Genomic DNA, 26,939 nt, shown 5'->3' with positions numbered 1-26,939 from the left:
GGCGCGCCCGCTGCTGCGCCGAGTCGCAATCCGATATCCCGTAAGGCATCCGCCTAAGGAGTTTGTTGCCATGTGGCTTGTTCAACGCCTGCCTCAGGCGGGGCCCCGCTTTGCCTGGCCGAAGCGCTTGCAAGGCTGGTTGCCCGCTTTGCCCGCACTGCTTTTCCTCGCCGTGTTCTTTATCGTGCCGGTCGTCGAGATTCTGCAAGGCGGCCTGTACGACGCCGATGGCGTGCTCTCCATCGCGCAGTTCGCCCGCATGACGCACTCGGCCGTCTATGTGAAGGTGCTGGGCTCGACGTTCTGGATCGCGTTTCTTACCGCCGCGCTCTCGGTGGTGCTCGGTTATCCGGTGGCGTATCTGCTTGCGCGGTTGTCGAACCGCTCACGCGAGCGCTGGCTGCTGTGGATCGTGCTGCCGTTCTGGACGAGCTATCTCGTCAAGACCTATGCATGGATGCTGCTGCTCTCCAAAACTGGCTTGCTCACCATCGTGGCGACGCATCTGGGCTTGATCGACGACGCGAGCACGCTGGCGCCGTCGCTGACCGGTGTGCTGATCGGCATGGTGCACGCGATGCTGCCGCTCGCCGTCATGACGATGCTGCCGATCATGCGCGGCATCAACATGCAACTGGTGCAGGCCGCCGAGACGCTCGGCGCTGATCGCACGACGGGCTTCTTCACGGTGTTCCTGCCGTTGTCGGGGCCGGGTGCCGCGGCCGCCGGTTTGCTGGTGTTCATCTCCAGCCTCGGCTTTTTCATCGTGCCTGCCTTGCTGGGGTCGCCCCGTGAATCGATGGTGGCGCAACTGGTCATCTCGTCGGTGCTGGAGCTGTTCGATCTGCGCTTCGCTGGGGCGTTGTCGACGGTGTTGCTGCTGTGTTCCATCGTCGTGTTCTACGTCTATGACCGTGTGGTCGGCCTGTCGTCGCTCGCCGGGGAAGCCCCGCAACGTGCTGGCGGGCAGGGTGGCCGCTTGTTGCCGGTGCTGCTCGCTGTCGGGCGCATCGCGGGCAAGTTCGTGCCGAGCTCGGGGCGCGCGGGGCATGGCGTTGGCCTGAAAGCCTATGCGTGGGTCATCGTGCTCGCGTTGGTCTTGCCCATTGCGTTCGTGGTGCCGCTCGCGTTCACCAAGCAATCGTTCGTGGCGTTCCCGCCCGAGTTGTTCACGATCAAGTGGTTCGTGGCGTTTTTGGAATCGAGCGTGTGGCAATCGGCGCTGCTGCGCTCGCTGGGCGTCGGCTTTGCCACGGCTGCACTGGCGTTGGTGTTGGGCTTCGGCGCGAGTCTTGCACTCGTACGTTTGCCGAGCCGCTGGCGCAAGCCGCTCTTCGCCGTGTTCATTGCGCCGCTGATCGTGCCGCGCATCGTGGTCGCCGTTGGCTTGCTGTATCTATTCGCGCGCTGGGAGCTGGCGGGCACGAATGCCGGGCTCGTCATCGGGCACACGGTGCTGGCGATTCCTTATGTGGTGGTCACGCTTTCGGCGAGCTTCAAGCGCTTCGACTGGCGTCTCGATGACGCTGCGAAGATGCTCGGCGCGTCGGCGTTCACCCGCACGCGCACGGTGTTGCTGCCGTTGCTGGCGGCAAGTCTCGGCTCGGCGTTCCTGTTCGCGTTCATCGTCTCGTTCGACGACCTGACCATCGCCATCTTCGTCTCCGGCGGTATCAACACCACGCTGCCCAAGCAAATGTGGGACGACATTCAACTGGCCGTCACGCCGACGCTTGCCGCCGTGGCCACCTCGCTGGTGTTCCTGATGGCGTTCTGTGTCTGGCTGTCGTCGATGTTCAAACGTAAGAGCTACTGATTCCCGCGGATTTCCGTATGTCCATGTCTAATGCTGCCCGAGTTGTGCCGATGAATGCGCCGTCCCAGTCGAACACCCATCCGTACACCCGCTACTTCCCCCAACGCGCGGAGGGCGACCGGCTCGATGTCGTACCGCTGCTGATGGCCGGTCTTGCCGGTGAGCACGAGGCTACGGCGGCCACGCGCCCCGTCGTGGTTTATGAAGGCGAAGCCATCGACCGCGCGCAAATGGCCCAACACGTGGCCGCCATGCAAGCGTGGTTTGCCGCACAAGGGCTGGTGCCCGGCGACCGCGTCGCTGTCATGCTCGGCAATAGCGCGACACAGGTCGCGCTGATCTATGCGTTGATGCTCTCCGGGCTCGTCTGGGTGCCGGTCAATACCCGGCTCAAAGGCGACGGCCTCGAATACCTGCTGGGGCACGCCAAACCGAAGCTGCTGATCGCGGAGCCCGCGTTTGGTGAGGTGCTCGATACGGCCTTGGTGCTCGCTGCACAACAGCCCGGTCACCACGGGCCGAGCGTGGTCCGTCATTGGTTGAGCGACGTGCAGCAGCAAGCCGCCGCGTTCAAGGGGGCGACGCTGAAGGCCGCACCGGTCACGCCCGCGTCGGTGCTATGCATCATCTACACGTCGGGGACGACGGGGGCACCGAAGGGTGTGCTGTTCACGCATCGCATGATGCGTATTGCCAGCGAGGCGGCGATGCAGGTCGCCGACGCGGGCGACGGTGATCGTCTGTTCTTGTGGGAGCCGCTGTGCCATATCGGCGGTGCGCAGATGCTATTGCTGCCGTTTTTGGCTGACGTGGAAATGCATGTGGTGGAGCGCTTCTCGGCGAGCCGCTTCTGGCAGCAGTGCGAGGCAGCGCAGGCCACGCATCTGCACTATCTGGGCGGCATTCTCGACATCCTGATGCAGTTGCCGCGTGAGGCGCAACCGGCAACGAACAGTCTGCGCGTCGCGTGGGGCGCGGGGGTGGCAGCCAGTGCGTGGCAGGCCACGCGCGAGCGTTTGCAATGCGCGCTGCGCGAGTGCTACGGCATGACCGAGTGCTCCAGCTTTGCCACGCTCAACGACACCGATACGCCGGGCTCGATCGGTCACGCTCTTCCTTGGCTCACGCTCGAATTGCTGGACGACGAAGGCCACCCGGTGCCCGACGGGGAACTCGGCGAGATCGTGTTGTCGAGCGACGTGGAAGGTGTGTTCCTGCCCGGCTATCTCGATAATCCGGAAGCCAGCGCCAAGGCGTTGCGCGACGGCAAGCTCTACACAGGCGACAGCGCGCGTTGCAGCCCGGACGGCAGTCTGGTGTTCGTCGGCCGTCGCACAGACAGCATGCGCGTGCGTGGCGAGAACGTGTCGGCGTGGGAAATCGAGCGCGTGTTCGCCCGGCATCCGGCGGTGGCGGCATGCGCAGCGATTGGCGTCGCAAGCGAAATCGGCGAGCAAGACGTCTTGCTCTATGTGCAGTTTCGCGATGGGCAAGCCGTCGATTGGCCGACGCTCGCGGCGTGGGCGGGCGACAAGCTCGCCAGTTATCAGCGCCCGCGCTACTATCGCGAAACCGAACGCTTCGAGACCACACCGTCGGAGCGCATTCGCAAGCATCTGCTCTCGCGCGACACGTCACCGGCATGGGATCAGTCGTCGGCGAAATGATGGGGGTAAGGGGATTTTAGAGTTATCGATATAAAATAGATTGTTATTCTTATGAGATAATTCGCCCCTGATTGCCTTATTCCATCACGATCGTGGCCACTAATAAAACTCCCCGTACCCGCGCCAAGGCGACCGCCACCGACGACCTGCCGGCGGCGGCTGCGAGCGAATCGACGTTGTATGTGCAGTCCGTCGAGAAGGCGATGAAGGTGCTGACCGCGTTCGACGGCTCGAAGCGTCATCTTTCGCTGTCCGAAATTGCGGCAGCCACCGGCTTCGATATCAGCGCGGCGCAACGCTTCACCTTCACGCTGTCGGCGCTCGGCTACTTGCTCAAAGATCCGCAGAGCAAGAAGTACGAGCTCTCACCCAAGCTGCTCGACTTCACGTATCACTATCTTGTCTCGAACGAGTTGGTGAGCCGCGCGGCGCCCTATCTTCAGCAACTGGCCGCCGAGACCGAAGAGGCAACCAACCTGACGGTGCGCCTCGACACCGATATCGTGTTCGTGCTGCGTATCGTGAGCCGCAGTGTGTTCAATGCCAACGTGATCGTCGGCTCGCGTCTGCCTGCCTATTGCACGGCACCGGGGCTGGCGATGCTCGCCACGCTCGACGACGACGAGATCGACGACATCCTTGCGCGCACGAATCTCGTGGAGTTCACGCCTGCCACCGTCTGGCAGCCGCGCAAGATCAAGGAGCGTCTCGCACGCATTCGCAAGCAGGGCTACGCGCACACGGAAGACGAATACTTCATGGGCGATATTTCCACGGCGGCAGCGGTGGTCAATCTCGATGGCCGGGCTATCGGGGCCATCAACATCGCAGTACCGCGCGTGCGCTGGAATGCCGGGCGCGACGAGCGCCGCTTCGCCGATCTTGTGATTCAAACGGCCGGTGCGCTCTCGGCACGCCGGCGTCAGGATTAGGGTCTGGTCACCCTTGGCGGCCGATGTGATGCGATGTAAGGCACGCTGAGATACGCCGGGCATGGACTTCGGCCAGTCGCCCGGCCGTCCGGTTGAGGTCTCAAATCGGCGTGCTAGAATCCCGCCGCATGGGTATGGAGCAGGGCTGAATTCCAAGGATTCCGAGATTAGAGAAACCGATGGCCGAACCGGGGCGGCCAGACGGTGCGCCCAACGCGGCGCGCAAGCGGCTGCGGTGCTTACCATACCAACGTACAGGCGGTGCAAAGTACACTTGCCGCCACCCCCGCGCCTTCAATCCGCGCGTTTGATTCGTGTCTGGGCTGTTGTCCGTTTTTCGCCCGCTTTTTGCCCGACACGGCAGCGCACACCGGGGGAATGGAGCTATGGCTCTGGGGTTGTCGTTGCCGGCGTTGGACCTACCGACGCTGCAATTCGTCACTTTCTTGCTGAGTATCGCGACGGGCATTCTGTTTATGCTCGATGCGCTGCGTCGCGACGAAGCCGAGTCTCCCCGCTGGTGGAGTCTGGCCTTCCTGCTCGCCACCTTTTCTCCCGTTCTCTATTTGCTGGCAGCCCGCAGCGGGCGGCTGGCCGTGCTTTATCCGCTGGGCAATGCCGTGGCGACGCTCGCGTTCGCCATGGTATGGAGCGGCGCACGGCGCTTTTACGGACGCAGTGTCCAATGGGTCGCCGTGTTCGGCGGCCCGGCGGTGTTGCTGTGGGGGACATGGCTGTTCGCGCGTCCACTCGACGCGTGGAGCGGCGGCGTGTTGTTCTTCTCGTTGCTCGCGATGTACAGCCTGATGGCGGCCAAGGAGTTTTGGCAGGCCTCGGGCATGCGCCTTCCCAGCAGCATCGTGCTAGCCGTAGTGGCCGTATTGCACGGGAGCTTTTACACGGCGCGCGCGGTGGCGTTGGTCTGGCTCGGTCCCACGGATGCACGGTTTCTCGCGTGGTTCGGCGCGCAGGTGGCGACGACCGAGATGCTGGTGCTGATCGTCGTGGCGAGTTTCCTGATGGTGTCGCTCGGCAAGGAGCGCTCCGAAATCGCTCTGCATCGGGCGGCCACGCGCGATGGGCTGACCCAGGCGTTCAACCGGCCGGAATTCACCCGGCTTGCGCGCGAGCAGATGCGCCGCCATGGCACGGCGCGCACACCCGTGGCCCTCCTGCTGCTCGATCTCGATCACTTCAAGCGAATTAACGACACGTATGGGCATCCGTTCGGGGATACCGTCCTGTTGCTTTTCGCACGCACGGCGGCACAGCAACTGCGCTCGGACGATATCTTCGGGCGCTATGGCGGCGAGGAATTCGCGCTGTTCCTGCCGGGGGTGGGCGTGACCGAGGCGTTGACGATCGCCGAGCGTGTGCGAGAGGCGTTCGAGCGGGCAGGGCGCACCGTGCAGGGCGAAGCGGTGGCGGCAACGGTGAGTATCGGTGTGGCATGCGACGAGCGCTCGCGTGGTGAGTTGTCGTCGCTGGTGCAGCGTGCGGATCGAGCGCTTTATCAGGCCAAAGCGGCGGGCCGCAATCGCTGTGTGCGATACACACCGGAGACGGCAATCGCGATGACCGAAGTGCGCACGCCCTTGCGTGCCACGGGGTAGAAAACCATTGCGGCGACAAGGTTTACCGCGTATAAGTGATCAATCGAACATCAAGTCTGACGTTTATCGAGCGTCGATCCTACCGATCTTTACGAGACACTTCCGATCTCTGAGTTTCTTGGTTGTCCGTCACCGAATCAACAGGTGTCCTTCGACATCACCCGCGGTCCGAAGGGGTTGCAGACTTCCAGTACCAAACCCTCCTGATCTCATTTCCTTTCGTTGTGCCTGCCTGGGCGCGTAACTGACGCCAGGGGGCGGTGCAGCGGTCGTCGGGGGCAATATGGCCTACGTCACTCCGTATTACAAAGGTTTCCGCCTGGAAACATTGGTGTTTCGCGAGCAGGACCCCGATTCGACCGAGCGAAAACACGACCGGACTTTTGGTGTGTCGGTGAAGATTTCCCGCACCACGCTCGAAGATCTCGCCCCATCGGGCGATTCACAGGTGTACCGACTCCAGAGCCTTCCGTTCGACTCCATCGGGGAAGCGCGGCGTGCAGGCAATGCTTACGCTCAGGCACTGGTCGATAACTTCGTTGACAGCGGGACGCCCGCCCTATGAGGTCGACATGCATCCGAGCCCGAGCTGGTTTCTGTATGCGGACTATCTCCCCCCTGACCGTACCCGTTTGTTTTCCGTTGCCGCGATGACGTTTGTCATGAGGCTGCGCTACCGTGCCTACCGTGGTGCGGCGCGTGAGCTCGTGCAGCGCTCGCGCATGGCGCGCTGGCTGCCGGTGCCGGCAAAGGCGCGTGCTTTGAGTGCCGTGAATATCCAATAAGGCTGCACGATCCTGCGAGATCGATTGCGGCCAGTACCAAATCGCACGAGCACAACGAACCATCCGTGATCGTCGATCATTGTCATTGACCGACCGCTGAGGATTCAAGAATGCTGACCCTTTCGAAGCAAGCCATCGTGGCCGCCATTCAACGCATTGCCGATACCGGGCAGACGCGTCCTTCCGAAGCTGTGATCAATGCGCTACTGGCGCGGGAGCTGATTTGCCGCGTTGGCGAGCGTCTGGAACTCACCCAATTCGGGCGTTCCTATTGCCGCTCGGAGCGTGCGCCAGCCTGGCGTTAATCGGCGCAGGCTGACCCGGCGCTCCCGGGCATATCGGGCCATATCGCGCCATATCGGGCGGAGCCCCTGGGCGCAACGCCTAAGCGGGTCATCGCACTGACGTTAGCGGGCATACGTGCCCGCTAAACGCATTTCAGCGGCTCAGTGCCACGCTGGGGTGTACATGGATCGGCAGTAAGATTTGCCGTACGGCGTCACTTCAAGGCGTTTGCCGACCCGGCGAACCAGTTCCCGGGCGAGTAGCGCGTCGATGACTGCGTCGGACGGTGCTTCGTCGCCTTTCGCGATCAGGGCAAGCGCGGCCGCAATGGCTTGTTTAGTGAGCGAAAGCATGGTTTTTCTCCTGATGCCGCCGTTTGAACGAGTATGCGCGCTCTGACGCCGCATTGCTCGAAATCTTTACGGCCCATTGCTTAACAAGCGACAGCAATTGGCGTCAAAATGTTTGAAGCGTGTTAGCCGCTCGGCTTAATGCGCAACGCATGCCCAACAGCGCCGGGAGATCGAAATGGATCGAAGGAATCAGGGGATCGAAGCGCTTCCTGAGGAACAGCGTGAGCGCTTTCTCGCGGCATGCCTCGCCAGTGGCATTAATGTGAAGCGTTTGATCGTGACCGTAGAAATTAGCCATTCAGGCGAGGGCGATCTTGCGCAGGCGATTCACGATGTCTACGTGAGCGGCATGCGCCGTATTCGGCATTACCGGTCTTTAGTCGGCGAGGCTTCCTGGACAATACAGTTCGAGCAGGATGCCCGCGCGGGGGTGTTTAAGTAGTTAGCCAGTGTCTCGGGGGTGCTCATGGATGCATCGATCGAACCGTTAATCCACGTACGCGTCACCAGGTCCAACGCAGCCCCAGCGTCGCGGAGACGCTTTGTTGTCGCGTGTTGTCGAGTTGTGTGAGGTAGGCCAGTGTGCCGTATACGCTCGCCGATTTGTTGAAACGGCCTGCGACCCCGATGCCGAATTGTGCCGAGGTACTGTTGGCATTGGTCACGATGGGTGTGGTACCGCCGAACACGACTCGCCCGTCGCTGCCGAACGTATGCAAGAGGTTGAACAGCAGGTACGGGCGCAGCAGCCCGCGTGCGCCGTCGTAGTTGGCCTCAAGACGTGCGCCAATGCGCGCCAGCCACGCATTTGTGTTGTCGAACGCGACATTCGAAATGCTGTCGTTGAAATTGTCGATCGACTGATGCTGCCAGATGATCTGCGCCTGTGGCTCGAGCGAGAGCGTCGAAGTCAGTGGGATTGGCCAGCCCGTTTCTAACGATGCCGCGATGGCCTTGCCGTTGACGTCGCGATTGAGTCCGCTGACCGGTCGCGTTTGGTATTGCAGCGCCGACGCCAGCACGACGGCGTCCGTATATGCGCCACCCGGCATCACATGCGTCCAGTACAACCCGGCGCTGTACATATCCAACGACAGCGAACCCGCTGCCGTATCGTTCGTGCCGAGCGCAAACCCCTGCACGTCGCCGGTGGCGCGCGTCCATCCCCCGAGAATCCCGATGTGGTCGCCATGGCCGCTATCCGAGAGACGCGCGAAGATATCGTGGCCAATCTGTACGCCGCCGATGTTGCCGTCGAATTGCGGTGTCACGTCGCCTTTCGAGCGCAACTGTTCTGTCTGTCCCCACACGCGCACCCAGCCATCGGTCAGCCATCCGCGCTCGTCGAGCAGCCCTTGCTGTCCCTGCCGTTCGTGAAATGTCGCGAGTTGCGCGAAGCCTGCCGTACGCGCGAGATCCGGCATGACCGAATACACCGGCACCTCGACGCGATAGATCGGCGCGGGCGGGTCGCCGGCCGGGAGCGCTGCTGGCGCGCTGGGGCTTGCCGCCACCGGCGCGAGCACTTCCGTGACCGTCGCCCCTGAAGCGGGATCGGTTGTCGTGACGGTCGTGGTCACCGGCACGGTCGAGCGCAGATACCAGCTATTCGTGCTATCCGCCGTCGTGCCGCCTTTGTAGAGCATGTACGTGTAAGCCCCCGCCGAGACCGGCGCCCCCAGCGCGAATGCCGAAGCCGACGAGGTCGCTCCGCCCACTGCGCTCACCATCGGAATACCGTTGCCGGTCGTGAGTGCACCGAGTCCGCCCATGTTGTTCACGGCAATCGAAGTGTTGCCGCCAATGGCACCGCCGCTCACCGTGAGCGGGGCCACTTTCGACGTGTCGTCGCCCAGCACGGTGTCGATCGCGAGCGTGCCGCCGTTGCCCGTGTAATTGCCGACGATCGTGAGCGTGCCGTTGCCGCTACCATCGCCGGGGTGCACCGTGCCTGAATTGGTCACGTTGCCGGTGAGCGTGCCGGTGCCGGTCAGCGTCGCGCCCGAGGCAATCGTGGTGGTCGCACCGCCCAGCGTGCTGGTCAGGTTGAACGTGCCGCTTTGCAGTTGGGCGGTGGTGAAGTTGCCGCTGCCGCTCCATGTCCAGTTATCGCCTTGGGCAAGCAAGGTGCCGAAGTTGACGAACGAGTTGCTCGCGGTGCCGGTGCCTTGCAGAATCAGCTTGCTGACCGCGCTCGCGCCGCCGTCTGCGGTGCCGACGATCTGAGACCCGGTTTGCAGCGTCAGCGTGTTCGATTTGGCGGCGGGGTTCATGTAGATGGCTGTGCCGACATTGCTCTGCACCAGCCCAGCGTTGGTGATCGAGATCGTGCCATTCACCGTGCGAATGCCGTAGCCCTGCTGGCTGATGATCTGACCGCCGGCCTGATTCACGATCGAGGAGGTAAATCCCAGCGCGGTGTTCGAGACGACGGCGTCGCTGTTGACGCCTCGGGCTTCGATATAACCGCTGTTAGTGAAGTTATTGTTGTTGCCTTGCATGAACACTGTGAACGAGCGATTCGATGCGGTGCCGCCGGTCGTGAGTAACGTCCCTGAGTTCGTCACCGTGCTTTGCCCGCCCACCACACTCAACGCACGGCTGCCGCTGCCGTTGGCCGTGACCGTGCCGGTATTGACGACGGTACTGTTCAAGCCGAGGCCCGAAGCTTGCCCCCACGCAACGGTGATGCCGTCCGAATTTGGGCCGGACACGGTGATGGTGCCGTTGTTGGTAAGCGTTCCGTGGTTGCCGTTGATGGCCATGCCATCGTCTGACGCGCCAGTCGCCGTGATGACGCCCGTCGAGGTGTTCACCAGCGTGTTGTAATCATGATTGCCTAGCATCGCGGCGCCGCGCCCGGAGGCAGCCGTGCCGGTGATGCTCACGGTGCCCGAGTTAGTGATCGTGCTCGACGAGTCGACAGTAATGGTGGCAACGTTAGGCGTGGAGCGCGTCGAAGAAATCGTGGCACCTTGCTGGACGTTGACCGTCACGTTGGTGCTGCCTGTCTGCGCGTTCACAACACCGTTGGTCCCGGTGCACGTGACCGTCGTGCCGCTCGGGGGATTGACGTTGTCGCAGGCGGCTTTGGCGTTACCGATCAAACAGAGCACCGATATTGCCAATATCACCGGCTTGAGAGGAACAGGGCAGTGCGAAGTATTGCGTTTCTCGAATTCGTTTATTGATGTTTTCATTTCCGCACTCCCGAAATAATTTTTTTAATTCATGGGAACCTTCGAGTGTTTGGAAAATATATTGAAAATCAGGTAATTACAAATTTCTTGTTGTTTGATGAGTACGAATTGTAAGGAATTGTGACGTTAAGAAATTCTAAATATTGTATGAATGAAAACTGTTCGTGTTACCAGTAAATTTAAATGATTATTTAATTAAATAATAAGGAGTTCGACGTATATGCCATCGTCCGTGCGTAATTCGTTGCTCTGGATTCTCGATGCTTTCGAGCGCGACGAGACCTTTATTCACAAGCGAATGTTCGGTAGTGATGCGGCGTATGTCGGCGGGTTGCTCTGTTTGATCGCGGCCGATCGCGAGCCGCCATGGAGTGGCTTACTCGTTTGCACGTCGCAAGACCGTCATGCCGCATTGATCGCAGAAATTCCCGCGCTGCGTGTGCATCCGGTGCTGGGGAAGTGGTTATATGTGCCGCAATCAGATCCGGATTTCGAAACTGTCGCGCACACTCTGACGGCGTTGGTGTTGGCAGGCGATGCTCGCATCGGCGTTGAGCCGAAACCGCGCAAACGCAAGTCGGTAAAGAAGAAAACGTAGACGGCAGTTATTTGTTTCGCAACACGCATCCGGCATCAGCGTCCACTCGTATGTCCTAGTGCTTCCAACGTGCGAAGCGCCACGAATCGGGTGAAGGAATGAAGACGTATCAAGTATCCGGACTCACCGGTGTTGTACTTGCGATCGCCGTAGTCATGGGCGGTCAAGCCGTGACTGCCTCAGCGGCGATGGACGGGGACAAGACCGTCATGGTAGGCGGCGCGGCGATGTACCCGTCGAAGAACATCATCGAGAATGCCGTCAACTCGAAAGATCACACGACGCTGGTCGCGGCGGTCAAGGCAGGCGGACTGGTCGACACGCTCTCCGGACCGGGCCCATTTACAGTCTTTGCGCCGACCAACGAAGCGTTCGCGGCGCTGCCCGCAGGCACCGTCGACACGCTGCTCAAGCCGGAAAACAAGCCCACGCTCGACAAGGTGCTGACGTATCACGTCGTTGCCGGGCGGTTGACCGCACAAGATCTGATGAAAGCGGTGAGCGACGGCGGTGGCCGCGCGACGCTCAAGACGGTCGAAGGCGATTCGCTGACCGTGATGCAAAAGGGCAACCATCTCACGGTGACGGATGACAAGGGCGGCGTTGCCAATGTCACCATCGGCAACGTCATGCAATCCAACGGGGTGATTCACGTCGTGGACAAAGTGCTGATGCCCTGATCAGTCCGCGGCCACGTGCACCATTTCCTCGACTTCACCGGGCTGCTTTTTCTTCATGCGGATGAACAGTAGCAACGGCATGACGAGCAGCGTGAGGATCATCATCAGCTTGAAGTCATCCAGATAGGCGATCATCGCCGCCTGCCGGGTGACTTCGGCGTTGATCGCGGCGATGGCCGCCGACCCATAGGTTTGCGCGTACGCTTCGAGCCCTTGCGTGAAGGGCGTGATGTGCTCCGAGAGCACCGCGTGATTGACCTGCGTGTTTTGCGTGAGCAGCGTCTGTACGACCGAAATACCGATACTGCTGCCGATGTTGCGCGACAGGCTGTAAATCGCGGCACCGTCGGCACGCAACGCTCCCGGCAGCGTGGCGAATGTCACCGTCGTCAGCGGCACGAACACGAACCCCAGCCCAAAGCCCTGAATAACGCCCGGCCAGACGATGTCCGACGGACTCAGCGTCGTCGTGTAACCGGCCATCATATAGAGCGAGTAAGCCGTCAACGCGAAACCGAAGCCCAGCAGATACCTCACATCCACCCGCCCCACGAGGCGGCCGACGATCAGCATCGCGGCCATCGTGCCCGCACCCGATGGCGCGGTGACCAGCCCGGTGAGAATGGCCGGATAGCCGAACAGGCTTTGCAACATGGGCGGGAGCAGCGCGCGCGTCGCGTAAAGAATGATCCCGACGACGAAAATGTAAATCACACCGGTGTTGAAGTTGCGGTCGCGCAGCAAGGCTCGGTTGAAGAACGAATTCTCGTCGGCTGTCCACGTGTGCACGATGAAGTAGGCGAAACAAATGATGGCGCCGAGCATCTCGAGCCAGATTTCCGTCGAGTTCAGCCAGTCTTGTTGTTCCCCGCGGTCGAGTAGCAACTGCAATAACCCGATGGCTAGCCCAAGCGTGACGAAGCCCATTGCATCGAACTTCCCGGCTTTTTGCTCGGGCGGCTCTTTGAGATACGCGGCGATGCCGAGAAACGCGATCAGCCCGATCGGCAGGTTGATGTAGAACACCCAGCGCCAGTTATAGCTGTCGGTGAGCCAGCCGCCGAGCGACGGCCCGAGAATCGGCCCGACCATCACCCCCATACCGAACACCGCCATCGCCGAGCCGTGCTTGTGCGGCGGGTTGATGTCGAGCATGGTTGCCTGCGAGAGCGGTACGAGCGCCGCGCCGCAAATGCCCTGAAACAGACGCGCGGCCACAATTTCGGTAAGCGACTGTGCCATGCCGCACAACGCCGACGCGATCGTGAAGCCCGCCACCGACCACAGAAACACGCGACGCCGCCCGAAGCGCGCACAGAGCGTGCCGGTCAGGGGTGTCGCAATCGCGGCGGCGACGATGTAGGACGTCAATACCCAGGTAATCGAGTCTTGCGAGGCAGATAGGCTGCCTTGCATATGGGGCAGGGCAACGTTGGCGATGGTGCTGTCGAGCGTTTGCAGCACCGTGGCGAGCATGACGGAAATACTGACGAGCGCGCGATGCTTGTTGGCGTCGCTGGCGCTTTGCGGGGAAGACACGGTATTACCTCGGGTGGAATGCGTTGTCGCTTTTGTTGTTTTGGCACCGCGCGCGGTGCGTTTGTCCGCCAAGGGCTGGCTATCGGCGGACGGTCTCCTTCACGGCCTTGTTCAAACTCCTCAATAAATCCTTATTCCGTGTTTTCGTCGTCAGCCGCTCTCGCCGCGGACGAGGAAGCCGCTGAGGACGGTGGGCAGGCCGCCTCCGCACGCGTCAGATTCGTCAGCACTTTGCCGAGCAGGCGTGCGAGTTCGGTGCGCTCGGCCGGGGTGAGATCGGCCATCGCATCGCGCTCGACCATGGTGGCGAAGGCGACGATGGTGTCGATCTTGGCTTCCGACGCCTCGGTCAGATACAGCAGGTGAGCGCGCTTGTCGTTGGGGTCGCGCTCACGCCGGACCAACTCCTTTTCCCTGAGCCGGTCGAGCAGTCGGACGAGTGCCATCGGGGTCAACTCCATGCGTTCGGCCAGTTCGGCCTGTGTCTGTACGCCATACCGGTGCAGCATGACCAGCACCCGGCACTGCGCGCGTGTGAGGTCGAAATTGCCCCGGGCGCGCCGGTCGAACAGGCGCGAGTGCACCCGCGCGACGTCGTGCACGAGCGTTCCGAAGCGGGACGACCAATCGATTTTCGGCATTGCAGACTCACACCGGCAGCGTGCCGCCGGCAGATAAATTGATAAACACGTTTAGCATTTTGCCAGAGTCTCTCATCGAGCGGCAACTGTGGCAAATAGGTGACATTCGGGCGGCAGGGCGGGGGCGAACGGGGTGTGCCGGGCGCGTTTCGCTCGGCGCGACGGGCATTCCCGGGGTGGTTCTGGCGGGGTATTACGGTCAACCAACGAAGGCGTAAAAAGTGTAAGGAAAATAAGCACTTGACACATTGCTTCGGCGGAACAAGAAAGGAATGGTGCGATGCGTTAGGCGCGACCGCCATAGCGTGGCACCTAGCCCTTTTTTGACCCTAAGGAGTGTCAATCATGTTTGACCTTTCACAAGCTTCCGACGTCCTCTCGATTACCGAAGCCAGCGACTCGCCCCTCAACCGCCTGCCGGCCAGTTCGGTGGCAGCCCAAAAGACCCGTGCCATGCCGTCGAGTGTCGCCCACTTGACCGGTATGCACGAAGAGTCGCTGCCGTTCATCGTCACCATCGCCAGTGACGAGACGGCCTTGCGCGATGCGGTGGCGATGCGTCAGGCGGCGTATGGCCGTCATTTGCCGGACCTCGCTGCCACATTGAGCGAGCCGGAAACGAGCGATCGCGAGCCGGGATCCATCGTGCTCGTGGCGCGCGCCCGTCTTGACGGTGCCGTCATCGGGACCATGCGCATTCAGACCAATCGCTATCAGGCATTGCATTTGGAAGACTCGGCACCGTTGCCGGCATGGCTGGGCGACGCGGCGTTGGCCGAGGCGACCCGGTTGGGCGTTGTAGCGGGGCCGGTCGGGCGGGCAGTGAAGACGGCGCTGTTCAAGGCGTTCTATCAGTACTGCCTGCTGTCGCGTATCGACTGGATGGTGATTACGGCGCGTCCGCCGCTGCATCGTCAGTACGAAGCGCTGATGTTCGTCGACGTTTTTCCTTCGCAGGCATTGATTCCGATGGCGCACGTGGGCGGTATCGGGCACCGGGTGTTGGCGCTGGATGTGGCCAACGCACGCACGCGCTGGCAAGCGGCCGGTCACCCGCTGTTCGGGTATATGTGCCTCACCCATCATCCGGACTTGCGTCTGGGGATGCCCGAGACGCAGGAACGGGCATCGGAAATGAGGGCAGCACCGGGCGAAGCCAGTGTTGGCGCGCATTTGCGGGATTTATCTTTTGGTGCCGACGCGGTAGGATGCGTAGCAACAGGCTACAGCCTGGCGGTGTAATGCCGTTATTTCAACTAACGTTGCCCCGGTTTGCGCTCGACGTCATGTCGAAGCAGCCGGCGGTGGCGAGCAGTACGGGTGCGAGACGCCTGCCCGTGCCGGCCATATCCAAAGGCCGGCACGGGACAGGGGCCGACCCGGCCGACAAGGCGAGCCTCTTGGCTCGCCTTGTTCGGCGTACCACGCGGGGGCGACTAACGTAATAAGGGCACAAAAGGCATATGGCGGGGGATCTCGGCAACGAGCGTGACAATCACGGCCACCATGCGAACGATCTTGCCGACGAGCTAGCCAATTTTGGCAGCCCACGGCGGCGTTGGCGTGTGACGGCGCGTCTCGACGAGTTGTTTCGGACCGTCTCTCTGTATGCCGTCCCGGTGGCGATCATGCTCGTCTCGGGCATCGTGCTGCTCTTCCAGGACAGCCAATACGCCGTGCGCGGCGCGACGCCGCTGACCTTCCAGGCGCTGGGCGATCTGCCCGCGACGCTGGGGCCGCCGATGGTGCAGAGCGCCCTCGAGCATGCGCCCGACGTGAGTCAGTACAGCACCCATCTATCCGAAGCGCCGGTCTGGTTTCGCGTGAGCGTGCCGCCCGTCGACGACGTGCAGCACACGGTCATCGAGTTTCCGTCGCGTCATGCGCAAACGCTGTCTTGCTGGCGCAATCCGGACGCGCCAGCCATCGGCCGCGCCGACCGAGGCGAGGTGAGCGGTGCGTTCCGTGTGTCGAAGGCGGGTTTTGCCATCGATCTGGGCAAGCTGACGGCCCCCGTCACGTTGCTTTGCGAGGGCACGTTCTCCGGCCCGGCGCACCTGGCGCTTACCGCCTGGCCTGCCAACGAACTGCGTGTGTCCGAAAAGGAATTCCATCGCAGCAACGGGTTGCTCGAAGGCGGGTTGCTCACGCTCTCGGCGTTTGTGCTGGTGACCGCCATCATCAATAAGGAATGGCTTTACGTGCTATTCGCCGCGTGGCTGATCGGGAATCTGCGGCTCGCTGCAAACTCGCTCGGCGCCGACACGCAATGGTTGGAGCGCGCGATCCCGACCGAATGGGATGCGCTGGTGCGCAAGGCGACGTTCGCGATCTATTACGTCCTCACGTATTCGCTCTTCACCCAACTCTTCAAACGAGAGTTGCGCCGCATTGGCATGAAGTGGCTCGTGATGATTCTCCAGTGGGCCGGGGTCGTGCTGTGTTGCGCGGCCATTGCCTTGCCGTACGCGCATTTCATTCCCGTGCTCTGGGCGGTGGCGGCGCTCGGCATCGTGATCGTGTTGTTCCTGCTGGTGCGCATTCTTGTGGCCACACGCTCGCGGGTGGCCATTTGGTACAGCGCGTCGCTCGCCATCGTGCTGTTTGCGACGTTCTCGGAAGTGATTGCCGCCGCGTTTAACGCGCGAGCGCTCTCGACTGCGCTGAATAGCGTGACGGCGGCGCTGTTCTCGAGTTTGATGGCAGCACTCGCCATCGCCGAACAGATGCGCGCCGAACATCAGGGCAAGCTCGAAGCGCAGGCGGAATTGCGCAATGCGTATGACGTGACGCCTGTCGGCCTGTTCACGCTCAACGATGAAGGCGTGTTCGTGCGCGGCAACGCGGCCCTGCACACGATGCTGGGCATTCCCAGCACGGAAGGCCGGGCATACCGGTGGGATCAATTTTTCGGCCACAACACGTGGCGCATGTTGCTCGACGTGGCGCAGCACAGCGACGAATCGGAGCTGGAAATTCTGTCGCTGCCGCGCGATGACGGCCGCACGAGCCGGTATCTCGTCAAGGCGATCTTCGCGGACGGACGGATCGAAGGCTCGTTGCAAGACATCACCGAGCGTGCCCGGACGATGGAGCAACTGCGCTATCTGGCCGAGAACGATCCGCTGACCGGGGTTTCGAACCGGCGCGGCATCGAGAAAGCGCTCGGCGAGGCCATTCGTACGCTGTCCGATTCCCGTCCCGCAGCGCTCGCCTATCTCGATCTGGACCGCTTCAAGCTCGTCAACGATCTGTTCGGTCATGCGGCGGGCGACGAGGTGTTGCGTCAGGCGTGCGATCGCATGCGTGCGCGTCTGTCGGCCGACCAGAGCGTGGGCCGTACCGGTGGCGACGAGTTCATCGTGGTGTTCCGCGACGCGACGATCAAGGAAGCCGCCGCCGTGGCGCGCCGTCTGGTGGATGCCATTGCGGGCGAGCCGTATCAGATTGGCGAACGTGCCTTTCAGGTGCGCGCGTCAGCCGGGGTGATCGAGTTGACGACCGACATGCGGGTGCCCGATGCGATTTCGTCAGCGGACCGTGCATGCCGCGAGGCGAAGAAGAGCCGCCGAGAGCTGGTCGTCTACGAACGCGGCGCGGCGGCGTTTCGTGAACGCTTGGCCGAATTGCGGCTCATCGACGCGCTCGACGCGGGTCTTACGCCCAACACGCTGTTCCTGGAGATGCAACCGATCATGGAGATGGCGGCGCCCGGCGGCTCGCTCAACTTCGAGGTGTTGCTGCGCATGCGCGATGGCGACGGCAATATCGTCCCGGCCTCGCGCATCATCAGTGCGGCAGAGGAAAACGGCACCATCGGCATGATCGACAAATGGGTGCTCACGAACACGCTCACGTGGATCGATCAGCATCGCGAGCGGTTGTCGAAGACGCAGTTTGTTTGCGTGAACCTGTCGGGGGCATCGCTCAACGACGAACATTTCATCCGCGATATTTTTGCGACGCTCGCAGCCCATGAGCGGGCTGTCGAGTTGTTGTGCATCGAAATCACGGAGACGGTGGCGCTTCACGATCTGGACAACACACGCCGTTTTGTCGATCGTATCCACCAGATGGGCGGTCGCATCGCGCTGGACGACTTCGGCGCGGGCTTCAGCTCCTTTTCCTATCTCAAGGATCTTGCCGTCGACGCGATCAAGATCGACGGTGCTTTCGTGAAGAGCATGGCGGCGCATCCAGCCAATCTGGCGATCGTCGAGGCGATTGTGGCGCTTGCAAAGAATCTCGGTATTCGCAGCGTGGCCGAGTGGGTGGAAGACGCCGCGACGCTCGAAGCGCTCTCCGAGTTAGGCGTCGACTATGTGCAGGGCTTTTTGATTGCACGTCCGCAAACGCCCGAAGCGATACTTGCGGCCGAGTCGGCGGCGAGCTTCGTGCGCGACCCGCAGTTGGCGGCGCTACTCGTGGAGCTTGGGCAGGCGTATTACCCGAGCGAGCGCGGTAGCGCGGCGCTTCACTAGCCGCGAGACCCGAAGCGGGAATGGCAGCCTCAAAGCGTGCGTATGAAGCGCGCTCGCGCCTGCGATTGCCTGCATTTGGCGCAATGCTCTATTTCTCACGAAATTTCATTTTGGCCCGCTCCGGACGATGGCGATCGTCGCGAAAACCCGCAAATATAGGGCTTTTGGGTGTCAAGCGACATCCATTAAATCGTCATCAGGGCGTAACTCAACGTAAGAATTCCACTTGGAATAAATCTTGTCCACCGTAAAGAACGGATGGCAGAATTTGGCTATCGACGCGACTGGAGATAAAACCAGTCCGCCGGTGGCGGGTTCTGCGGGCGGGGATAAGCGCGGCGTGGCACGGCACCGGGGTTCGGCGACATGACCGACGCGCGATACGTAACGGGGTTAGGACCGGGTCCATCTAAGCGATGTGCGCGGCGCGACTAGTAGAAGACCTAACCAAAAAAAACGACAATGATTTCGACACTGCTCAAACTTCTGTACCGTCACAGCCATTCGGCGAAGTGGCGGCACAACGAGCGCCTGTGGCCGCACGCGCAGATCGTGCGCGACGCGACGGGCGTGATCGAGCGCTTCACGTGGCGGGGCCGCAACGTGCCGCTCGCGCGCCGCGCCGAACTCCAGCAACTGCGCAGGCTGCCTTGCCATATCATCGCGAGCGGCCCGTCGGTCGCCGAGATCGACTACAACGCGCTGCCGATGCATCACGTCATGGGCGTGAACGGCGCGATTGCGCTGGTCGACCGCGCGCCGGTGAAGTTCAACTATTACTGCCTGCTCGATGCGGGGTTTGTTCGTCAGCGTCCGGATCTGGCGCGCCGTATTGTGGCGCGCGATCTGGTGCTGTTCGTCACACCGGTCGTGCTGGCCCGGTTGCTGGAAACGTATCCGATGTCGGCGTTCGGCTGCCGCTTCTACCTGGTCGACGACATTTTCAAGCGCGGCATGGAAGCCGCGAGCTCGCCGCTGGAATTGCGCGCCAACCCGCGCGTGGCCGCCAGTGCTGCGTTTTTCGCGGGCGACGGCCACCTCGGCTACAGCTTCGACATCGACAACGGGTTCTTCCACGGCGGCACGGTGGCTTACTTTGCACTGCAAGTGGCGACGTGGCTCGGGTTCTCCGAGCTGTACCTGCACGGGGTCGATTTGCGTGACGCTGCGCAAACGCCGCGTTTCTACGAGACGATGCAGTCGCGTGCACCGACGCGTCTCGATGCCGAATTTGCCAGCCTGATCGAGCCGTCGTTCCGACGCGCGTCGGAAGTGCTGCGGGCGCGTGGCGTGCGTGTCGAGAACTTGTCGCCTGAGAGTGCGCTGGGTGACGACATTTTCGAAAAGGTCGACTGGCGCTCGCTGCGCCGGCGCAATCTCAGCCTGGTGGTGCCGGGCGACGCCGTACCGGCTCCGCTGGCCGATGTGGCGGGCGTGCCGGCAACGCCGACGTTCCGCCCGACGGGGACACACGGTCACAAATGATGCGCGGCGCGGGGGTCTCTCCGCGCAGTGCAGCCGTTATGTCATCGCGATGACATAAATTGCCACGGCATTGGGCCAAGAGGGCCGCCACGCCACGGTCTACCTGCTACAATCGCACTCCGGGTTTTCCTGAAGCATGAGCGATTATGGGGTTTGGCTGGTTCGGACTGTCGACGTTTTGGTTGCTGGCGTTGTGCTGGCCTGGCGTACGGGGTCTGCTTGGCGGTGAGATTCGACTCTTTGGCCCCGGCACCCTGCGCATGCTCCTTGGCGTTCCGCTCGCGATGGTGTCGAGCGCGACGCTGGCCGCACTGACCGGCGGCGATAGTCAAAGCGCTGGCGGCAGCATCGGTCAGTCGCTCTCCCATGGTCTGCAAGTCACACTCGGCGGCACGCTCGCCATGGGCGTCGCTGGCCTCGTTCTGCTGTTCTCCCTTCCGCTTGTTTTCGGCACCACTTGGTGGGGGCTGTTCGCACGCGCGCTTCCGGGCGGCGATAGCGAATCGGAAGATGACGATGAACCCGCCCCGCAAAGCAAACTTTTCAGTTTTCTCCGCCGCGATGCCGCGCAGAGTTCGCGTCACGAGAGCGGGTTCGGTGCGCGTAGCGAACCGACCCGTGGTTTATCGCAGATGTCGTTCGACGTGCCGGATCGTAATGAACGTTCGGAGCGTGGTGAGCGTTTCACGCCCACGCTGGGGCAAGGACATCACAACCTCGGCAGTCTGACCGAGGAGCTGGTGCCACGTCGCCGAGGGCTCTCGGCACAACCACCGTGGAAGCTTTCCGACGAAGAGCGCGCGCGGCTCGATGCCATGCAGCCGCCACCGCCAACGCCGCGTGGGGCAACCCGTGCCGAGCCGTCGTTCCGGCCGTCGAATCAACCTTCATTGCCAGCACCTTCACCGAGTCGCCCGGGTAATGCACCGCGCATGACGGGCAAGGCGGCGATTGCTGCCCGTGTTGCGGCAGCGGGTGGAATTGCAGGCGAGGCGGCACCGAGCGCCGCAGCGGGCACGCGTGCGGTACTGCCGCGCGGCGCCTATGCGTCCGGTACTAGCCGTGGCGATACGCTTCGCATGACGGAATTCGTGCGCGCGGAACCCGGCGCGCAAGGGCGGCCGCAGGGGCAGGGCCGTCCGGCGTCGCCGCTGGGGATGCCGTCACTGCCCGCCGCACCGGCTGCTGCGGCGCGTGCCTTGGGCGCAGGGGCAACGGCCGCCGCAGCGTCAGCGGCATCCGCAGGCGCTGCCGAGACGGCGTTGAATTCCACTTCCATTGCCGGGTCGACGGGTTATCGCCGCCCGGTCGGCACTGCGCCTGCGCATTTGCAGGGCACGATTGTGCGCAGTCCTTTCCGCAAGCCGCAGTTGGGGCTGGAAGACATGCCGCCGCGTGGCGCGCAACCGGTGCCTGCGACACCTGCCACACCTGCGCCGAGCGCGTCACCAACAAGCACACCCGCTGCACCCGCCGTTGTTCCTGCGATGCAGGGTGCTGCGGCATGGGCGGCGTCACACGCGGCCACACCGATTTCCTCCGATTTCTCGGACTTTTCTCCGCTGCCGTTGTCCGGCAGCCCGGACGCCATCGCGTCGCCCGACACGTGCACTGCACCGCCTGAAGCCCCCGCTGGCCCTACGCCGGAGATGATCGCTCGCGAGGCCGCTGCGCGCGCCGCGGAAGTCGCTCGCCAACAGGCGCTCGCCGCATTGCGTGAAGAAGCGGAAGCACTGTTGCGCGATCTGCGCGCGTGGTCGTCGAGCGATAGCACGGTGGCACCGCAGGTGAATGCACAGACTGCCGAAGCGAGTCCCGAGCCCGATATCGACGACAGCGTTGTCGTGAAGGATGTAGAGAGTTTGCCGGTTGCGCCTGAGGTGCACCACGTCGAACCACAGGCGTTCGCCGATGTGCCGCACGTTATCGCACCAGCGTTCACCGATGTGCCGAAGTCCATAGCGCCGACGTCCACCGATGCCGTGCCAGCCTCCGTCACCTCCTCGCTGACCATGCCAAGCCGTCCGTTCGTCTTCGCGGACGTATTGGCGAGCATCGAGACCGGCGATGCGACTGATGACGACGTCGACGTGATCGAACCCGCGATGGCGGGGGAGGGCACAGATCCCTCCGTAGCCGATGCGATCGATAGCAGCGCTGCCCCCATCGCAAGCGACGATGCCGCGGACCCGCCGCACAAGCCACACTACGTCTTGCGTGCCGACGGCACCTGGGCGCGCACGGATGCCGACGAACCGCCGTTCGATCTCGACGATACAACCGAGGTCGGCAACGCCAGCGATACCGGCAATGCCATCGCTACCAGCGACTGGCAGGCGTTACCTCAAGTCACGCATACGCCATATCAGGCGTCGTCACCGACGATTCCGCCGGTGGTGGTGCCGAGTTTCGCTACGGCACCTGCGATCCCGTCTTTTGCTGCACGACCGTCCACCGAGCCGCCCAAAGCCAATTTCGCCAACGACACGCCCTACGTCGCGCCGCCACCGCGAGTGGTTGTCGACTACGATCTGCCGTCGCTCGATGAATTGACCCCAGCGGTGGCCGTGACCGACAGCGCCCACGAGATATCGGAAGAAGCGCTTGCGGCGGTGAGTCAGCTCATCGAACAACGGCTGGCCGAGTTCAAGGTGCCGGTCACCGTGGTCGGTGCCTCGGCGGGGCCGGTGATTACGCGATTCGAAGTCGAACCGGCCGTCGGTGTGCGCGGCGCGCAAGTCGTCGGGTTGATGAAGGATCTGGCGCGCGCGTTGGGCGTCACGTCGATTCGCGTCGTCGAGACAATCCCCGGCAAGACGTGCATGGGGCTGGAACTGCCCAATGCCAAGCGGCAAATGATTCGCTTGTCCGAGATTTTGGCCGCGCCGATTTTCGACGCGCACCCCTCGCGCCTCGCGTTGGCGATGGGCAAAGACATCACCGGCGAGCCTGTCGTGACCGACCTCGCGCGCGCACCGCACTTGCTGGTGGCTGGCACGACGGGCTCGGGGAAATCGGTGGCTGTGAATGCCATGATTCTCTCGCTGCTGTACAAAGCGACGCCGGATGACGTGCGGCTCATCATGATCGACCCGAAGATGCTGGAATTGTCGGTGTACGGCGGCATTCCGCATCTGCTGGCACCCGTGGTCACCGACATGAAACAGGCCGCTCACGCGCTCAATTGGTGTGTCGGCGAGATGGAAAAACGCTACCGCCTGATGTCGGCACTGGGCGTGCGCAATCTGGCCGGTTACAACGAAAAGATCGAAAACGCGCGGGTCGCAGGCGAGAAGGTAAGCAACCCGTTCTCGCTCACACCCGACGCGCCGGAACCGCTTGATCGTCTGCCGTTCATCGTCGTCGTCATCGACGAGTTGGCCGACCTGATGATGGTCGCGGGCAAGAAAATCGAAGAGCTGATCGCACGTCTCGCCCAGAAAGCACGCGCCGCAGGTATCCACTTGATTCTGGCGACGCAACGTCCGTCGGTCGACGTCATCACCGGCCTGATCAAAGCGAACATTCCGACGCGCGTGGCGTTTCAGGTGTCGTCGAAGATCGATTCGCGCACGATTCTCGACCAGATGGGCGCGGAATCGCTGCTGGGGCAGGGCGATATGCTGTTCCTGCCGCCAGGTACGGGCTACCCGCAGCGGGTGCACGGTGCGTTCGTCGCCGACGATGAAGTGCATCGCGTGGTGCAGCATTGGCAGCAGTATGGCGAGCCGGAATACGACGAAGCGATTCTGGCGGGCGACCCCGCCGATGCCGCGTCGGCCGATCTCTTCGGCGAAGCCCCGGCAGACGCCGAAGCCGACCCGCTCTACGACGAAGCCGCCGCCTTTGTGCTCAACACGCGCCGCGCGTCGATCTCCGCCGTGCAACGACAACTGCGCATCGGATACAACCGCGCGGCACGTCTCATCGAGCAGATGGAAGCCGCCGGGCTTGTCACCCCGATGGGCCGCAACGGTACGCGCGAAGTCCTCGCCCCGGGCGGCGCCGAATAACCCTTGCAACAGAGGCGCGGCAAGTCAGCACCTCTGTTGCAACGTCCCCCTCGCCACCGTGCCCTCATACGGTGCAAAAGTTCGCGTTAGCGCCTCGCTAATCGCCGTCGCTTACAGCTACCTTACGACCCGTCGTTCGAGTCGAACTCTTTCGCACTCCGTGCTGATTCTGCGGACACGCGCCGTACATGGCGTAGCAACGAAAACCCCTTCAAAACCCGCATGAAATGGGCCTTGCTCCGCGCAAACCCGCATCTCCGTAGGGGTATTCCCGCCTTTGCGGGCGAAACTCAGGGGTCACATAATCGGCCCGCTAGGTTGGTCGTTCGAAGCGTGCTTTACGGTATCGCCCTGACACGAATTACAAGACCGGGGCGGTGCGGCGGGGTCAGAACGAACTCGTGAATCGCGCCTCCCACGGCAGGGCCTGCGACATGGATAAGCGCCAAAAGAAAGCGTCATATCGACACGCATCGCACCGAAGGAGACCCTTATGCAATTCCGATTCAAGCTCATGGCAGGCGCAGTCGCGTTCGCCATCTCCGCCACCACTGCATCGCTGGCTATCGCCGCCGACCCGATCAAACTCGGCGTGTCCGGCCCGTTCACCGGCGGCTCGTCGTCGATGGGCGTGTCCATGCGTGACGGCGTGCGTCTGGCCGCGGCCGAAATCAACAAGTCGGGTGGCGTGATGGGCCGCCAGATCGTGCTGGTCGAGCGCGACGACGAAGCTAAGAACGAGCGCGGTGTGCAAATCGCGCAAGAACTCATCAACAAGGAAAAAGTCGTTGCCACCGTCGGTTACATCAACACCGGCGTCGCACTCGCCTCGCAGCGTTTTTATCAGGACGCCAAAATTCCGGTATTCAACAACGTGGCCACGGGCACGGTGATTACCGATCAGTTCAAGGCGCCGCAATATCCCGACAACTACGTTTTCCGTAACGCCGCCAAGGACAGCATTCAGGCCCCGATGATCGTGGAAGAAGCGATCACGCGTCGCGGCTTCAAGAAGCCGGCGATTCTCGCCGACTCGACCAACTACGGTCAGCTCGGTCGCGAGGATCTGGAAAAAGCGCTCGCCGCCAAGGGCATCAAGCCGGTCGCCGAAGAGAAGTTCAACATCAAAGACGTCGACATGACGGCGCAGTTGCTCAAGGCCAAACAGGCGGGCGCCGACGTGATTCTGACCTACGGTATCGGCCCGGAACTCGCGCAGATCGCCAACGGCATGGCCAAGTTGGGCTGGAAGCTGCCGATCATCGGTAGCTGGACGCTCGCCATGGCGAACTACATCGACAACTCGGGCGCCAACGGCGAAGGTGCCCGCATGCCGCAAACGTTCATTCAGGAGCCGAACACGCCCAAGCGCAAGGCCTTCATCGACGCCTATCTGGCCATGTTCAAGCCGAAGAACAACCGCATCGACTCGGCAGTCTCCGCTGCGCAGGGTTACGACTCGGTGTACCTGCTGGCCGCAGCCATCAAGCAAGCTGGCAGTACCGATGGCCCGAAGGTGCGTGCTGCACTCGAAGACCTGAAGGCGCCGGTGGAAGGTGTGGTCACGACCTACGACCGTCCGTTCTCGCATGACGACCACGACGCCATCACCGCCAACATTCCGGTGTTCGGCGAAGTGAAGGGCGGTCGCGTCGTGTACGCCTACGACACCGACCTGAAGGCGGGCAGCAAAGTCCGCGAGAAGGTGGCAGGCAAGTAAGCCCGCTTGTGCTCGACAGGCCGCTCTCAGAAGCGGCCTTGACGGGTGACCGACGGCGCGCGATGTGCAGGACCCAAGCCCACGGGGAAATACAGGGCGGCAGGTCCGGCACGCGCGCCGTTGCAACACCCGCGGCCTGCCGCCGGCACTCGGGACCGGCGCCGGGCGCGTGATCCGTATGCCTCCCGTGCATCACTCGTAGGCTCGCACTCGCGAGAGAGGACCGCATGACCATCCTGATTCAACTCATCTACAGCGGCATCGCGCTGGGGATGATCTACGCCGTGATCGCCTTCGGTTACCAACTGACGTTTGCGACGTCCGGCACCCTGAACTTCGGCCAGGGCGAAGCGCTGATGCTTGGCGCACTGGTCGGCCTTACCCTGGTCGACACCCTCGGTCTCAATTACTGGCTGATGATCCCGATCGTGTGCCTGTTCGGCCTCGTGCAGGGCGCTTTCGTCGAGCGCATCGGCGTCAAACCCGCGTTACGTATCAAATCCGAATTCGGCTGGATCATGTCCACCATTGCATTGGGCATCATCTTCCGCAACGTGGCTGAAAACGTCTGGGGCCGCGACGATCTGAAGTTCCCGTCGCCGTTGCCCGAAGCCCCCGTCCAGTTGCTCGGCGCGAATGTGCTGCCCATGGAAATGCTGGTCGTCGTCGGCGCATTGCTGATGATGGCGGCCGTCGAGTTGTTCAATCGCCGCTCGATCTACGGCAAGGCTGTGGTGGCGACCGCCAACGACCGCGACGCCGCGGGGCTCATGGGGATCAACACCAGTCTGGTCATCACGTTCTCGTATGCGCTGTCGTCGATGGCCGCTGCATTTGCGGGCGTGCTGGTCGCACCGCTGACGCTCACGGGTGCCACGATGGGTGCCGTGCTCGGCCTCAAAGCGTTCGCCGTGGCGATTATCGGCGGGCTGTCGAGCGGTATGGGTGTGCTCGTCGGCGGCTTGATTCTCGGGATTGCCGAGACGACCACCGCGTTTTATGTCTCCACCGGCTACAAAGACGTGCCGGGTCTGGTGCTGCTGTTGCTCGTGCTGGCCGTGAAGCCGGCAGGCCTGTTCGGCAAGACCGCAATCAAGAAGGTGTAATCATGACCGCACAGACCTCCACCTC

The 26,939-nt window shown here is 62.4% G+C and carries 20 protein-coding genes; 16 read left to right on the top strand and 4 right to left on the bottom strand.

What is annotated here, in order from left to right; genetic code table 11:
* The first annotated feature begins 70 nt into the window (after positions 1-70).
* The 7 genes from ACPWR9_RS12205 (at position 71) to ACPWR9_RS12175 (ending at position 7,118) form a co-directional block, all read left to right on the top strand.
* Positions 71-1,816: an ABC transporter permease subunit gene (locus ACPWR9_RS12205; protein WP_426296695.1), complete on the top strand. Its 1,746-nt coding sequence runs from the start codon at positions 71-73 to the stop codon at positions 1,814-1,816.
* A gap of 50 nt (positions 1,817-1,866) precedes the next feature.
* Entirely contained in the window at positions 1,867-3,483 is a 1,617-nt protein-coding gene (locus ACPWR9_RS12200) for an AMP-binding protein (RefSeq protein ID WP_426296696.1), read from the top strand.
* 146 nt (positions 3,484-3,629) lie between these two features.
* Positions 3,630-4,415: an IclR family transcriptional regulator gene (locus tag ACPWR9_RS12195; protein WP_426297927.1), complete on the top strand. Its 786-nt coding sequence runs from the start codon at positions 3,630-3,632 to the stop codon at positions 4,413-4,415.
* 386 nt (positions 4,416-4,801) lie between these two features.
* Positions 4,802-6,028: a GGDEF domain-containing protein gene (locus ACPWR9_RS12190; protein ID WP_426296697.1), complete on the top strand. Its 1,227-nt coding sequence runs from the start codon at positions 4,802-4,804 to the stop codon at positions 6,026-6,028.
* Between the two features lie 283 nt (positions 6,029-6,311).
* On the top strand, positions 6,312-6,593 hold the full coding sequence (locus ACPWR9_RS12185; RefSeq protein WP_426296698.1) for a hypothetical protein: 282 nt from the start codon (positions 6,312-6,314) through the stop codon (positions 6,591-6,593).
* A 7-nt stretch (positions 6,594-6,600) separates the two neighbouring features.
* Positions 6,601-6,813: a hypothetical protein gene (locus tag ACPWR9_RS12180; protein ID WP_426296699.1), complete on the top strand. Its 213-nt coding sequence runs from the start codon at positions 6,601-6,603 to the stop codon at positions 6,811-6,813.
* Between the two features lie 110 nt (positions 6,814-6,923).
* Positions 6,924-7,118 (top strand): hypothetical protein, encoded by a 195-nt coding sequence (locus tag ACPWR9_RS12175; protein WP_150678331.1) that lies wholly within the window; start codon positions 6,924-6,926, stop codon positions 7,116-7,118.
* A 141-nt stretch (positions 7,119-7,259) separates the two neighbouring features.
* On the opposite strand, the gene ACPWR9_RS12170 is transcribed toward ACPWR9_RS12175, so the two are convergent.
* Positions 7,260-7,451, bottom strand: a complete 192-nt coding sequence (locus ACPWR9_RS12170) for a hypothetical protein (protein WP_426296700.1) — start codon at positions 7,449-7,451, stop codon at positions 7,260-7,262.
* Positions 7,452-7,626: 175 nt separating this feature from the next.
* Here ACPWR9_RS12170 and ACPWR9_RS12165 point away from each other — a divergent pair, with 175 nt between their 5' ends.
* Complete coding sequence (locus ACPWR9_RS12165; protein WP_426296701.1) at positions 7,627-7,893, top strand: hypothetical protein; 267 nt, start codon at positions 7,627-7,629, stop codon at positions 7,891-7,893.
* Positions 7,894-7,954: 61 nt separating this feature from the next.
* On the opposite strand, the gene ACPWR9_RS12160 is transcribed toward ACPWR9_RS12165, so the two are convergent.
* Complete coding sequence (locus ACPWR9_RS12160; protein ID WP_426296702.1) at positions 7,955-10,651, bottom strand: autotransporter outer membrane beta-barrel domain-containing protein; 2,697 nt, start codon at positions 10,649-10,651, stop codon at positions 7,955-7,957.
* A 220-nt stretch (positions 10,652-10,871) separates the two neighbouring features.
* On the opposite strand from ACPWR9_RS12160, the gene ACPWR9_RS12155 reads away from it, so the two are divergent.
* On the top strand, positions 10,872-11,249 hold the full coding sequence (locus tag ACPWR9_RS12155; RefSeq protein ID WP_426296703.1) for a hypothetical protein: 378 nt from the start codon (positions 10,872-10,874) through the stop codon (positions 11,247-11,249).
* A 98-nt stretch (positions 11,250-11,347) separates the two neighbouring features.
* Positions 11,348-11,929, top strand: coding sequence for a fasciclin domain-containing protein (locus ACPWR9_RS12150; RefSeq protein WP_426296704.1), 582 nt, complete (start codon positions 11,348-11,350; stop codon positions 11,927-11,929).
* Here ACPWR9_RS12150 and ACPWR9_RS12145 read toward each other — a convergent pair whose 3' ends face one another.
* Positions 11,930-13,468, bottom strand: a complete 1,539-nt coding sequence (locus ACPWR9_RS12145) for a DHA2 family efflux MFS transporter permease subunit (protein WP_426296705.1) — start codon at positions 13,466-13,468, stop codon at positions 11,930-11,932. It abuts the gene before it with no gap.
* A gap of 131 nt (positions 13,469-13,599) precedes the next feature.
* Positions 13,600-14,109, bottom strand: a complete 510-nt coding sequence (locus tag ACPWR9_RS12140) for a MarR family winged helix-turn-helix transcriptional regulator (RefSeq protein ID WP_426296706.1) — start codon at positions 14,107-14,109, stop codon at positions 13,600-13,602.
* A 345-nt stretch (positions 14,110-14,454) separates the two neighbouring features.
* Between ACPWR9_RS12140 and ACPWR9_RS12135 the strand changes: the two genes are divergently transcribed.
* The 6 genes from ACPWR9_RS12135 (at position 14,455) to ACPWR9_RS12110 (ending at position 26,914) form a co-directional block, all read left to right on the top strand.
* Positions 14,455-15,351 carry an N-acyl amino acid synthase FeeM domain-containing protein gene (locus ACPWR9_RS12135; protein WP_426296707.1) on the top strand — a complete coding sequence of 299 codons (897 nt, stop codon included), beginning with the start codon at positions 14,455-14,457 and terminating at the stop codon, positions 15,349-15,351.
* Positions 15,352-15,572: 221 nt separating this feature from the next.
* The gene (locus tag ACPWR9_RS12130) at positions 15,573-18,590 is read left to right on the top strand and encodes a putative bifunctional diguanylate cyclase/phosphodiesterase (protein WP_426296708.1); all 3,018 of its coding nucleotides are present in this window, start codon (positions 15,573-15,575) and stop codon (positions 18,588-18,590) included.
* Positions 18,591-19,052: 462 nt separating this feature from the next.
* Positions 19,053-20,075, top strand: a complete 1,023-nt coding sequence (locus ACPWR9_RS12125) for a hypothetical protein (RefSeq protein WP_426296709.1) — start codon at positions 19,053-19,055, stop codon at positions 20,073-20,075.
* Between the two features lie 146 nt (positions 20,076-20,221).
* Positions 20,222-24,088: a DNA translocase FtsK gene (locus tag ACPWR9_RS12120; protein WP_426296710.1), complete on the top strand. Its 3,867-nt coding sequence runs from the start codon at positions 20,222-20,224 to the stop codon at positions 24,086-24,088.
* A gap of 493 nt (positions 24,089-24,581) precedes the next feature.
* Positions 24,582-25,808: an ABC transporter substrate-binding protein gene (locus ACPWR9_RS12115; RefSeq protein WP_150678319.1), complete on the top strand. Its 1,227-nt coding sequence runs from the start codon at positions 24,582-24,584 to the stop codon at positions 25,806-25,808.
* A 227-nt stretch (positions 25,809-26,035) separates the two neighbouring features.
* Positions 26,036-26,914 (top strand): branched-chain amino acid ABC transporter permease, encoded by an 879-nt coding sequence (locus tag ACPWR9_RS12110; protein ID WP_426296711.1) that lies wholly within the window; start codon positions 26,036-26,038, stop codon positions 26,912-26,914.
* Positions 26,915-26,939: the final 25 nt, after the last annotated feature.

The organism is Pandoraea pneumonica (assembly GCF_049918595.1).
Lineage (GTDB): Bacteria > Pseudomonadota > Gammaproteobacteria > Burkholderiales > Burkholderiaceae > Pandoraea > Pandoraea pneumonica_A.
This window is presented reverse-complemented; position numbering and strand designations above follow the sequence as displayed.